We start from the raw sequence: 12,299 nt of genomic DNA, 5'->3' as shown, positions 1-12,299 counted from the left end.
TGTTGGCCTCGGTATCCAGCAACCGCATGCGGAGTTGCTCATGCAGCGGGTTGGGGCGCTGCAGCCCGCCCACGCGGCCGCCGGTTGCCGGCTTGCCGGCCGTGGCTGCCGGCAGGGGGGAGGCCCGCAATTCGGCCAGTTGGCGCCGCGCCGCGACCACCGCCGGATACTGGTCGGTGTAGGTCAGCCGGAGCTCGCTCAACTGACGCTCGACTTCCAGGATGCGGGGATCGCCGCCCCCGCCGCCACCGCCGCCGATGACCTGGTCGGCGACCATGGCCGGCGTCTGCTCGAGCTGCTTGCGCAGGGTCTCCTGCCGGTTGACCACGTCGGTGAGATCGCCGCGCAACTGCTGCAGCTTCGCCCGGCTCTGCTCCAGCTTCGTCAGGCCGCCGGCCGCGTCGCTCGGCAGCAGGTCCAGGTAGCGGCTGCGGAACTCCGCACGGCGTTGCTCGGCCTCGCGCAACTGGGCCTCATAGGCAGCGATCTGCTGGTTCACGAAATTCCGCGCATTCTCCATCTGCTGCCGGTCGTTCGCGGTCGCCTGCTCCATGAACAAGGTCAGCAGCGCCTGCACCACGTCGCGGGCCATGCGGGCGTCGTGATCGATGTAGGAGAAGGTGAAGAGGTTCTTCGACTGCGTCCCGATCTGGATGTCGCGCCCGAGCTTCTCCAGCAGCCGCTCGCGCGCGCGGGCACCGCTGGCCCGGAGGTCGAGGCCGGTGCGGGCGGCGATGCGCTCGAGATTGGGACGGCTCAGCAAGGTGCGCGTCAGCAGGTCCACCTGGTTGGCCGGAGCGGGGTCGACAGCGATGTCGCGCAGCAACTGGCCGAGGATGGCGTCCGCATCGGCATAGATGCGGGTGCCGGCCCGGTATTGGTTCGGCAGCGCCTGCACGACTGCCCAACCCGCCAGGCAGACGACCCAGGCGAGAATGAGGGCCTTCCAGCGGTGTTGCCACCCGGCGGCGGCGTAGCGACGGATCTCTCCGAGGATCAGCATGGCCTCAGAACCAGCCCTGTGGGATCACCAGCGTGTCGCCCGGGCGCAGCGGGGCGTCCTGCGTGATGTCGCCGTCGCGCAGCAGGTCGGAAAGCCGGACCGGGATGATCTGCTGGGAGTCGCTTCCGGGCTCCCGGCGGATGATGCGGGCACGGTTCCCGGCGGCGTAGCGGGTCAGCCCGCCGCCCTCGATGATGACGTCGAGCACCGTCAGCCCGTCCCGGTAGGGGATGCTGCGGGGCGTCGCCGCCTCACCGACGATGCGGATCTGCCGGCTGGTCGGGCCGACGAAGGAGCGGACGATGACGGTGACGTTCGGCTCCCGCACATACTGCTTCAGCCGGCCCTCGATCTGCTTGCCGAGTTCGGCGGGGGTGCGGCCCACCGCCTCGATGTCGGCGACCAGCGGGATGGAGATCCGCCCATCCGGCCGCACCGGCACATCCACGCTCAGTTTGGGCGCGTGGTAGACGAAGACCTGCAGATTGTCGCCCGGGCCGATCAGGTAGTTGGAGGAGGGCGCCGCGGCGGCGTCGGGCGCCGCCTCCGGCGGCCGGCCGGAGGAACAGGCGCCGGCAAGCAGGGCAAGCAGGGCGGCGCAGGCCAGCCTGGTACGGAATGGATAGGGCGCCATGCCCTGCCTCCTGTCGGTGTCGATGGAAGGACGGCGCGCCGACCGAATACGCCCCGGGATTGAATATGAATGCTTCTTTAGCACATTTCGCGGTGTGTGGGTAGTTGCACAGAGCGATATTGGCAACCAAAAGCGACGACCGTCCGGTGTGGCCCGACGAGCGTCACCCGCGCCGGCGCCGGGCATGCGCGATCGTCCTGCTGCATCGCTCGGCCTCCCGCGCGGCCGAAGGCGCCCGGCCGTTGCTTCCAAGACGGATTGCCGCCGGACATCCATGCCCGGGGGCAATCCGGTCTGACCGGAAGGGGTTGCTGATTCGTGTGTCTCAGGGTGGTGCCGGCCGTCCGTGCAGGGCCGGCACCCGCACCGTCAGTTCCAGGCGAAGTCGCTGGCCGAGAATCCGGCCGGGAGGCCGCCGGTGAGCCTGACGGCCATGTCCGCCGTCCCGTCGCCGTTCAGGTCCATCTGCAGCGTCTGGCTGGCGGCGACGAAGCGTGCCTGGGTATTGCCGCCGCCGGTAAACGGGGCGCCGCCGAGCCAGGCGAAGCTGCCGGTGAGCAGCCCCTGGAACACCAGCCTGTCCACCCCGGGCTGGAAGTCCTGGATCGAGTTCGGCGTCGTCACCGGGCTGTCGCCTGCCGCGAGGAAGACGAAGTGGTCGGCCCCCTTGCCGCCCGTCACCAGGTCGATGCCGCCACCGCCGATCAGCGTATCGGCGCCGTCGCCGCCCGTCAGGGTATCGTTCCCTGCCCCGGCATCCACCCGAGCCGAAACCGCGCCCGTGACAAGGATGCGGTTCGCGACGGCATTGCCGATCACGGCCTCCACGTTCGCGACGGTGACGCTGTTCGACCCGGTGGTCGCGAGCGTCAGCCGGTCCACCCCGTCGCCGAGGTCGACCATGCCGTTGCTGGTCACCGTGGTCAGGGTCACGTCGTCGGCCGCCGCGCCGCCGAGAATGGTCTCGGTATTGGCGACCGAGAGCGTGTTCGGCCCGGCCGAGGACAGTACCAGCTTGTCCGCGCCATTGCCGAGGTTGACCACCCCGCCGACCATCGCGGTGCCCAGCGTGACCGTGTCGGCCGCACCGTTACCGGTGATGCTCTCGGTGTTGCGCACCGTCAGGCTGTTCTCCGCACCGCCGAGCACCAGCACGTCCTGGCCGTCGCCGAGGTCCACGAAGCCGCCGACAATCCCGGTGCCGAGGGTGACGGTGTCGCTGGCAGACCCGCCCTGGATGGTCTCGAGGTTGCGGGCGGTGATCCCGTTCGCGCCGGCGGAGGACAGCACCAGCCTGTCCTCGCCGCCGCCCAGGTCGATCACATAGCCCGTCCCCGCCGTGCCGAGGGTGACCGTATCGGCGCCGCTGCCGCCGGTGATGACCTCGATGCCGCTGGCGGTGACGCCGTTCGGCCCGCCGGAGGCGAGCGTCAGCCGGTCCGTGCCCAGGCCGAGATCGATCGCCGCGCCGAGGATCGGCGCGCCGAAGGTGACGTTGTCGTTGCCGGACCCGCCGGTGACGCTCTCGGCATTGCTGACGGTGAGGGTGTTCGGACCGGTCGAGGACAGCAGCAGCCGGTCCCTCCCGCCGCCCAGGTCCACCAGCCCGCCATTCATCGCCGCGGTCAGGGTGACCGTGTCGTTGGCCGCTCCGCCGATGATGCTGTCGGCTCCGGCGGCCTGCAGCACGTTCGCGCCGAGGCCCGACAAGGTCAGCCGGTCGGGCCCGCCGCGGAGGTCGACCACCATCCCGTTCACCGCGGCACCGAGCGTCACCAGATCGGCGCCGCCGCTGCCGGTCAGCGTCTCGACGCCACGTACCGTGAGGCTGTTCGCCGCCCCGGCGAGGGCGAGGCTGTCGCTGCCCTGGCCGAGATCGACCTGCCCCTCCGAGATGCCGGCGGTGAGGGTGATGGCGTCATCCGCGCTGCCGCCGATGAGAGTCACGACCCCGCCGATGCCGGCCTTGTTCGCCCCGGCGGAGGACAGGGTCAGCCGGTCGTTTCCCGGGCCGAGGCTGACGGTGCCGCCATTGAGCACGGTCAGCAGGGTGACGTCGTCGGCGCCGTCGCCGCCGATGATGGTCTCGACATTGCTGACCCGCAGGCTGTTCGGCCCGCCGGAGGCGAGCACCAGGCGGTCCTGGCCGCCGCCGAGGTCCACCACCGCGCCGGCGATGGGCGCGCCGAAGGTGACGGTGTCGTTGCCCGTGCCGCCGGTCACGGTCTCGACCCTGGAGACCAGCACGTCGTTCGCGGCATTGGCCAGGAGCAGCCGGTCGGCGCCGCCGCCGAGGTCGATGACCGCGCCCCGGCTCGCCCCGCCCAGCGTGACGGTATCCGCCGCCGCGCCGCCGAGGATGCTCTCGACATTGCCGACGGTGATGCCGTTCGGCCCGGCCGAGGACAGGGTGAGCTGGTCGCGGCCCCCGCCGAGGTCCACCATGCCGCCGGCGACGGGCGCGCCCAGCACCACCGCTTCCGCGCCATTGCTGCCGAGGATGGTCTCGGCGTTGCGCACCGTCAGGCTGGCATTGCCGGTGGCGGCGACGAGCAGCCGGTCGCTGCCGCCGCCGAGATTCACGGTGACGCCGGCGACGCTCCCGGTCAGCGTCACCACGTCATTGCCCGCGCCGCCGGTCAGCAATTCGGCATTGCCGACCGTGACGATGGCGCCGCCCTCGCCGAGCGTCACGGCATCGAAGCCGGCACCGCCGATGATCGTCTCGACGTTGAGGGCCTGCAGGCTGTTGCCGCCATCGGCCAGGGTCAGGCTGTCGCTGCCGCCGCCGAGATCCACCTTGCCGCCGGCGAGCGGCGTGATCAGGGTGATCCTGTCGCTACCCTTGCCGGCGATGATGGTCTCGGTATTGGCGACCGTGCCGGTGTTGTTGCCGTCCGGAAGCTCCAGGCGGTCCTGACCGGGGCCGAGATCGGCCTTGAGCGTGGCGGCCGGGCTCTTCAGCACCTTGATGTCGTCGCCGGCGGTGCCGAGCACGGTGCCGCCATAGACGCCCGGCAGCATGACGGAGAACTGCGGGTCGCTGGCGATCGACGCGGCGGTGGTGAAGGGCGGGCTCTGCTCGGCCAGGCGGTAATAGGCTCGGGCGGCGCGCTCATCGCCGGTCAGCAAATAGATGCCGGCGAGGGTCGTGAGGGCGAGCCGGCCGTAATAGCCCTCGCTGGCTCTCCAGCCATCGCCGTTCGACTGGCCGGCCGCCCGCGTCGCGGCGCCGACCTCGGCCCAGGTCTTGTAGCGGAGGCCGGTCGCGGGGTCGGCGGCCACCAGGCTATAGGCCATGCCGTCATTCAGGACGAAGCCATTGTCCGCCTGCTCGAAGCGGCCGATCAGGAAGTTCTTGGCCCAGTTCAGGTAGGTCATCGCTTCGGCATTGCCGCGGGAGGCCGCGGCGATGGCCGTGCTGGCGAAGAAGTCCTGCTGCCAGGGGGCGATGTTGGGGGTGGTCGTGGTCGGCAGGTAGCCATGGAGTTCGCCCTCCGCGGCGGTCCAGGCCGGGATATGGCTGACCAGGAAGCTCCAATTGTCGTCGGAGACCTGCTGCAGCCAAGCCTTCTCCGGCGTGCCGTCCGGCGTGGCCCAGAGCGCGTTCTCGATCTCGCGCAGCCCCCAGGCCATGCTGCGGACCTGCTGGTCATCGACGATGACATCGCCGGCCGTGCCGCGCTGCGCCGGCCAGACCGAGGTGAGGTTGAAGGCGGCCTGAGCCTGGAGATTGTCCAGGATCCAGCGCTCGCCCGTCAGGATGTAGGGCACGAAGGACAGGTCGGGCTGGTGCGCGCGGTCCGGGCTCCAGCCGGTCAGGCTGTCGGCAAGCTGCGTCGGCCCGGTCGCCTTCGGATCGCCGGGCTTGCCGGTCCCGCCGCGCGGATCCATCCAGAGCTTCGGGTAATCGGTCGGGTTCAGCCAGGTGCCGTTGGCGCGGTCGTAGTAATTCCAGGGCACGGCACCGGCCGCCTCGGCCTGGCCCATGGCATAAGCAGCGGCGCGGGCATCCTGCGTCGTCAGCCAGGCCGTATTGGCCTGGGTGACGACGCCGATATCCGGGCGCGAGCCGGTGGCCGGGAAGTATTGCGTCACGCCATCGGCGGCGAGCGGCGCGCCCCAGCCGGCGGCCTGGGTGGCGGCGTACCAGGCCTGCAGCCTGGCCTCGGCTATGCCGATCGTCAGGTCGTAGTCGGCGACGGCGCCGATCTTCTCGAGGCGGGCGACGTCCTGCTGGATGTTCAGCCAGCCGGCCTCCGGGCTGCCCAGGCCCTGGCCGCCGTCATGTCCGTCGGAGAAGGTCCGGTGCCAGTTCTGGTACTGGCCCTGGCTCACCGTCTCCTGCAGGACCTGCTTGCCGTCGAGCCTCGCGGCGAGGCTGTAGTCCACCCGGCCACCGGCCAGTTCCATGGCACGGTCGTTGTTGAACTGCGCCTCCACCTCGATCCCGCCGCCCTTGAAGGCGGTGACGTCGAAGACCAGGCGCTGCGAGCCCGCGAGCGGGATCTCGACCCGCGCCTGGGTCGCCAGCGCGCCCTTCTGCCAGAAGGACGCGGTGCCGTCGGCAAGCGCCTTCTGCAACGCGTCCAGCACATCCACCGTGACGGCAGGCTTGCCGGCCAGCGTGATGTCGAGGCTGAAGCTGTGCGCCTTGATCGCCTGGGCGAGATCGATCGCCGGTCCGGCCAGCGGCGCCCCGGTGCCGGCCCGGGCCAGCACCACGTCCAGCGCGCCGCCTGCCGCAATCTCCGGCCGCGCCACCGACAGCACGGCCATCTTCACCGAGCCGTCCGGCCAGGTGGTCTTCACGTCCAACTGCACCGACACCGCTTGGCCGCCGATCCGCGCGACCAGGCCCGTGCCGGCCGGCAGTTCGCCCTGCAGGAAGCTCTGGCCGAAGGTGGTGATGCCCCCCGCCAGGGTCGCGGTGCCCGCGTTCTGGAAGGCTAGGCTGGCGAGGTCGCCGGCGCCCAGCCGAGCCAGGGAAGGAGCGGTGACTGTGCCGGGCAAGGAGTCCTCCTTCTGACGATCGGCAGACCGGGCTGCAGAATCGAGCGTGGAGGACGCACGTGAATCGAACTCTACCGGTTATATCACTTTCCTGTCTCGATCGAATGACGGCAGATGCTTCGCCGCATCGGGACAGCGGTGACGGTGCGCCGTGCCGGTCTGCTCAGCAGGCGGGATCGCGGCCGCGCTCCAGCAGCGCCGCATAGGCCTTGAACATGGTTTCCTGGTCATAGGCCTGCTCGGCCCGCAGCCGGTTCGCCGCGCCGAGGCGCGCCCGCAGCGCCGCATCGGCGAGCAAGGGCCGCAGCGCCGCGGCCAGCGCGCCGGGGTCGAGCGCCGCGACCTGCGCGGCATGGCCGGGCCCCAGCATCACCCGGACGTCTCCCACATCGGTGCTGGCGACCGGCAGGCCGCTCGCCATCGCTTCCATGACCGAGAAGGGCATCTGCTCGGTGTCGGAGGAGAGGGCGAAGAGGTCCATGGCGCGATAGGCCGCGGCCGGGTCCGGCACATGCCCGGCGAAGAGCGTGCCGCCAAGGCCGAGTTCGGCCGCCAGCCTCTCCAGCATTGGCCGCTCCGGCCCGTCGCCGATGACCAGCAGGCGGAAGCCGAGACCCTCGGCGCGCAGCAGGGCGGCAGCGCGCAGCAGGCGGCCCAGGTTCTTCTCGGCGCGCAGCGCGGCGACGGTGCCGATCACCGGCCCCTCGCCCGGCACCGCGATGGCGGCGGGCGGCCCGTCCGGCCGGAAGCGGGCGAGGTCGAGGCCATTCGGGATGTGATGCAGCCGCGCCTCGGGCAGCCGCCAGGCCTCGCGTGCCGCCCGCAGCAGCACGGTCGAGGGCAGCGCCAGCGTGCTCCAGCGCAGCGCGAGGCGCCGGGCCAGCACCCGCCGCGGCTTCTGGCCCGCCGCCTCGTCCGGGCCGAAGCCGTCCTCGGTATGGACATGGTGGATGCGAGGCGGCGCCAGGTTGGCGATCGCCCATTCGATGCTGCCCCAATTGCTGGTCACCAGCGTCGCCGGCCGCAGCCGGCGCAGCAGGGCGCGGATGCGGAAGCCGGCGCGGAGCGGATCCAGCCCGCGCGGCACCGGTGCCGGCAGCAGGGCGAAGGGCACCGTGGGCGCCAGCCGCTCCGCGCAGTCCACGCGGCCGTCGAGGGAGGCGATCACGTGCCGCCAGCGTGGCCCGAAGCGATTGGCCAGCGCGCAGAAGCGCACCTGCGCGCCGCCGACCGCGAAGGTCGGGAAGACGTGCAGGATCAGCGGGGCGGTGCCCGGCGGCACCGCGATGTCGCCAGGCAGGAGCATGCCCGGCTCAGCCGGTCACGGGCTGGCCGAGCGCCGCGTCCGGCGCGGTGCGCCGCCGCCGCTCGGCCTCGGCCAGGGCGACGACGCGGCGGGCATTGCCCTCCCAGGTGAGGTCGCGCCGGTCGACCTCCTCCCGCGCCGCGGCGCCGAGCCGCGCGCGCAGCCCGGGATCGGTGGCGAGGCGCAGCACCGCCTCCCACAGCGCGCCGGGGCGGGCCGGATCGAAGAACAGGGCGGTGCGCTCGTGCTCCAGGATCTCCCGCAGATTGGGCTGGTCGGGCGCGACGATGGCGCGCCCTGCCGCCATGTATTCGAAGACCTTGAGCGGCGAGGCATAGGCGACGGAAGCCGGCTGCAGGGCGATGTCGAAGCCGGCGACCAGCCGGGGGATTGCCTCGCGTGCCGCGAGGCCGGTGAAGCGCACCCGATCGGCGATGCCAAGCTCGGCGGCGAGGCGCTCGAGCCCCGGCCGGGCCGGCCCCTCGCCCACCACCAGCAGCGAGAGGCGCGGCGTGCCCTGCCAGGCGGCGATGGCCCGCACCACCGCATCCAGCCCATGCCAGTCGCGGACGAAGCCGACGAAGCCGAGCACCAGCTCGGCCTTGGGCTCGGCCGCCAGCAGGGCGGGGGCGGCGAATTCCTCGGGGTGGATGCCGTTCGGGATGACGGCGATGCGCTCGCGCGGCACGCCGGCGGCAGCGACATGGCCGGCCAGCACCTCGGTCACCGGCAGCACGCGGTCGGCGCGGCGCCAGACGAAGGCCTCGGTCCAGCGGGCGAGGCGGCGGAGGCGGAGGTTGCCGTGGCGGGTCCGCTCCTCGGCCAGCGGGGCATTCACCTCGACCAGGAAGGGCAGGTTGCGCCGCCGCGCCACCAGGGCGCCGGCGAGGTAGAAGAGGTTGTAGCGCTCATAAAGCGCGTCGGGCCGGAACTCCGCCGCGGCGCGGGCGAGGCGGAGGGTGGCCGGCAGGCTATAGGCGAGCTCGGCCAGTTCGGCCGCGGCCGGCGGCAGCCAGCGGCGGAGCAGGGCGACCAGCCGGCTCTCGCCGCCGAGTTCGGCCTTCTCGAAGCCGGAAGGGCCGACCACGCGGACCTCGTGTCCCTCCGCGCGCAGGGCATCCACCAGCGCCTGCAGATGCACGCCCTGGCCGTCGCGCGACTGGATGCGGTGGCTGTAGAGGATCCTCATGCCACCAGCCCACCACCCGGGCGCGGTACGATCCCGTCTCCGCGATGGCCGCTACCCTGCCGCCCCATCCAGGCCTCTTGCTCTAATGCACGGTTGAATGTCTGAAGCGTGGATTAGCCTATTTGTCGCCACCGCGTCAAAGACGCGCGGATGACAAGCGCGGGGTGCCAGCGGCCAATGCGTCACGGAACCGGCACATCCGTTGCGGATCTCGCCGAGGTTGCCTCCTGGCTGGCCTGTCGCGGCGGATGGCCGCCTGTCTGGTTCGCGGTGCAGGATTTGTCCTGCCGGGATGCGTGGCGGCTGCGGCCGCGCTGTCGTGGCCGGGGCGCCAGGGCCGGAGCCGGGGCCCGGGCCTGCGTGCCAGAGGCGATGGTCGCCTCACCAGCCAGGGCGACCTGCGCGCTGGCCAGGGTCCGAAGGGCCCGTCCCGCGGTGTCCCGGCGGGATGCGAGGTGTCGACGCCAGGACCTCGCCGCCTCGCGGCAGCGATGGGCGCATGGCGCGCCCGGCAAGAGGGCCCGCGCCTTTCGCCGCGGCACTCCAGCAAATGGCGATCGAGGCAAAACCAGTCTTCACAACCGTTAGACAATCATTACACAAGTCGTTAAACCATACGCTGAGGCCCGGACCGTAGAGAATCCCGGCAACGGCCGTCCTGTGCAGTTCCGCTGCTGGTGGTGCTGCGACGGGTGACCCGAAACGAGGGACCGACCATGCGTGGCGAGGCAACAACACGGCGGCGCGACCGGGTCCTGCATGTCCTGAAATACTATCGGCCAGCCTTCACCGGCGAAGGCGTCTTCCTTGAACGCTCGAGCGCCGTGATGCAGGAACTCGCCCCGACCGTCGAGCACGAATTGCTGGTCACGCATACTCCGGCGCCCGCGGACCTGGCGGCCGAGGCCGCCTGCTCCACCCTCAGCCGGATCAGCTATCTCTCGGCCCGCCCACTCGGCTCGCTCGCGCTGCATCTCCGGCTGGCGTGGTGGATGCTGCGGAACCTGCACCGCTACGAGACCGTGCATGTCCGCACCCACGCCGACTGGTATTTCGTGAGCTATCTCCTGGCGCGCCTCGCCGGCCGCCGCCTGGTGCTCTCGGCGACGCTCGACGACAGCCTGCCGGTGCTGATCTCGCACTACCGGCCCCGCCTGCGCGGCCTCGCGCGGCCTCGCGCGGCGCGGCTTCGGCCTGTTCCAGGCCTATGTCAGCATCAGCCCGAAGCTCGACGCGGAAACGCGGGGACTTGCGCCGGCCGAGCGCTGCCACCTGGTCCCCTGCGGAATCACCGCCCCGCCCCAGCCGCCGGCCGAGCGCGCGCGCATTCGCGCGGCCATCGGTGCCGCGCCGGAGGATCCGGTGCTGCTCTCCGTCGGCGGCCTCGTCGAGCGAAAGGACCCCCTCCTCCTCATCGAGGCGCTGCCGCGACTGCGCGCCCGCCACCCGCGCCTCCGGCTCGTGCTGGTCGGGCCGGTGGTGGAACCCGATTATGCCGCGCGACTGCACGAGACCGCCGCAAGGCTGGGCCTGGCGGAGGCGGTGGTCTTCGCCGGCGAGCAGCGCAACCCGCATCCCTGGTTCGCTGCCGCCGACATCCTGGTCTTCGCCTCCCGGCTCGAAGGCTTCGGCACGGTGGTGCCGGAGGGCATGGCGCATGGCCTGCCGGTGGTCGTCCGCCACCTGCCCGGGGTGAACGACGACTTCGTCCTCGAGGGCCGCACCGGCTTCCTGTTCCGCGACGAGGACGGCTTTGCCGCGGCCACCCTGCGGCTGCTGGACGACCCGCCGCTGCGCCGGCGCATCGGCGCCGCGGCGCGCCGCCTCGCGCGGGAACGCTTCGGCATGCGCGGCATCGCCGCCCGCTATCTGCAGATCTACGGTCTTGCCGACCGCATGATCAGGCTGCCGGTCGCCGGATTGCCGGAGACCGGCCTCGGCTGCACCGCCTCGGTAGTCGATGCGCGCTTCCACGCCCCGGCCCCGCCGCCGCCCGGGCCGCCGCTGCTGCTGACCACGGTGGATGCCGAGGAAGCCTTCGACTGGAGCCGCCCCTTCTCGCGCGAGACCGTCGATGTCCGCGCCATGGCGGCGCAGCACCTGGCGCATCGGGTCTTCGAGCGGCACGGCGTCGTGCCGGTCTACCTCGCGGACTGGCCCATCGTGTCGCAGGCGCATGGCCGCGCCCCCTTGCGGGAGATGCTGCGCGACGGGCTCTGCGATGTCGGCGCGCAGTTGCACCCCTGGGTCAACCCGCCCTTCTTCGAGCAGGTGAGCGAGCATGCCAGCTATGTCGGCAACCTGCCGGCGGCGCTGGAATACGAGAAGGCGCGCCGGCTGACCGAGGCCATCGGCGAGCATCTCGGCGTCACGCCCCGCATCTACCGCACCGGCCGCTTCGGCGCCGGCCGGCGGACCGGGGACATCCTCAAGCGCCTCGGCTACCTCGTGGACAGCAGCGTCTCGGTCTGCTGGCCGCCCGAGGGCGCCGACTGGCAGCCCGGCCGCTGGACCGTCTCCGCCCGGCCGCACTGGATCGACCGCGAGCGGACCCTGCTGGAGGTGCCGGCCTCGGCCGGGCTGGTCGGCCGGCTGGGGCCGCGGCACGGCCAGCGCCTGGCCCCGCTCGTCTTCCACCCGCTCGCGCAGCGCCTCGCGGTCAGCGCGGCGCTGTCACGCCTCGGCCTGCTGGAGCGTATCCGCCTCAGCCCCGAGGGGATCACGATCGAGGAGGCGAAGCGCCTGGTGCGGCACATGCTGGCCGAGGGGCAGCGGGTCTTCGTGCTGACCTACCACTCGCCCTCCCTGGTGCCGGGCAACACGCCCTATACCCGCACGGCCGATGACGTGCGCCGCTTCCTCGCCTGGCTCGACGAGTTCTACGCCTTCTTCCGCGAGGAGGCGGGTGGCCGGCCGGCGACCTGGCAGGAGGTGCGCTTCGGCCCGCAGGCGGCCGTGCCGATGCCGGAGCCGGTCGCCGCGGGCTGAGTGCCAGGCCGGGCCGGCTTCCGTTCGCCGGGTCTTTGGTTGACCGGTTCGCCCGCCCGGACCCCGGCGGCCCTCTGTCACGGGCCGCACCAGCAGCAGCAAGCCCTTACCCCGGAGATCCGCGTGCCGCCGCGATCCGTCGTCCTTGCTGCCTGCGACGCGGATT

Annotated in this window: 6 protein-coding genes; 1 reads left to right on the top strand and 5 read right to left on the bottom strand. The window is 71.9% G+C overall.

Annotation, left to right across the window (positions count from 1 at the left end):
* The 5 genes from Q7A36_RS19455 to Q7A36_RS19435 all read right to left on the bottom strand — a co-directional run.
* The coding region (locus tag Q7A36_RS19455) for an XrtA system polysaccharide chain length determinant (protein WP_370655683.1) at window positions 1–1,003 on the bottom strand (1,003 nt) is incomplete at its 3' end.
* A 4-nt stretch (window positions 1,004–1,007) separates the two neighbouring features.
* Window positions 1,008–1,637, bottom strand: a complete 630-nt coding sequence (locus Q7A36_RS19450; protein WP_305105397.1) for an XrtA/PEP-CTERM system exopolysaccharide export protein — start codon at window positions 1,635–1,637, stop codon at window positions 1,008–1,010.
* Window positions 1,638–2,006: 369 nt separating this feature from the next.
* The gene (locus Q7A36_RS19445) at window positions 2,007–6,650 is read right to left on the bottom strand and encodes a beta strand repeat-containing protein (RefSeq protein WP_305105396.1); all 4,644 of its coding nucleotides are present in this window, start codon (window positions 6,648–6,650) and stop codon (window positions 2,007–2,009) included.
* Between the two features lie 163 nt (window positions 6,651–6,813).
* The gene (locus Q7A36_RS19440) at window positions 6,814–7,956 is read right to left on the bottom strand and encodes a glycosyltransferase (RefSeq protein ID WP_305105395.1); all 1,143 of its coding nucleotides are present in this window, start codon (window positions 7,954–7,956) and stop codon (window positions 6,814–6,816) included.
* A gap of 7 nt (window positions 7,957–7,963) precedes the next feature.
* Complete coding sequence (locus Q7A36_RS19435) at window positions 7,964–9,145, bottom strand: glycosyltransferase family 4 protein (protein WP_305105394.1); 1,182 nt, start codon at window positions 9,143–9,145, stop codon at window positions 7,964–7,966.
* Between the two features lie 1,194 nt (window positions 9,146–10,339).
* On the opposite strand from Q7A36_RS19435, the gene Q7A36_RS19430 reads away from it, so the two are divergent.
* A complete protein-coding gene (locus tag Q7A36_RS19430; RefSeq protein WP_370655684.1) occupies window positions 10,340–12,133 on the top strand; it encodes a glycosyltransferase in 1,794 nt (597 codons plus the stop codon).
* Window positions 12,134–12,299: the final 166 nt, after the last annotated feature.

It is taken from the genome of Paracraurococcus lichenis (assembly GCF_030657435.1).
GTDB lineage: Bacteria > Pseudomonadota > Alphaproteobacteria > Acetobacterales > Acetobacteraceae > Paracraurococcus > Paracraurococcus lichenis.
Note: the sequence above shows the minus strand (reverse complement) of the source record. Positions and strands in the feature narration are given on the sequence as shown.

Coding starts and splice junctions, on each gene's coding strand:
- Q7A36_RS19440 (WP_305105395.1), bottom strand. CDS start 7,956: ATGCTCCTGCCTGGCGACATCGCGGTGCCGCCGGGCACCGCCCCGCTG.
- Q7A36_RS19435 (WP_305105394.1), bottom strand. CDS start 9,145: ATGAGGATCCTCTACAGCCACCGCATCCAGTCGCGCGACGGCCAGGGC.
- Q7A36_RS19450 (WP_305105397.1), bottom strand. CDS start 1,637: ATGGCGCCCTATCCATTCCGTACCAGGCTGGCCTGCGCCGCCCTGCTT.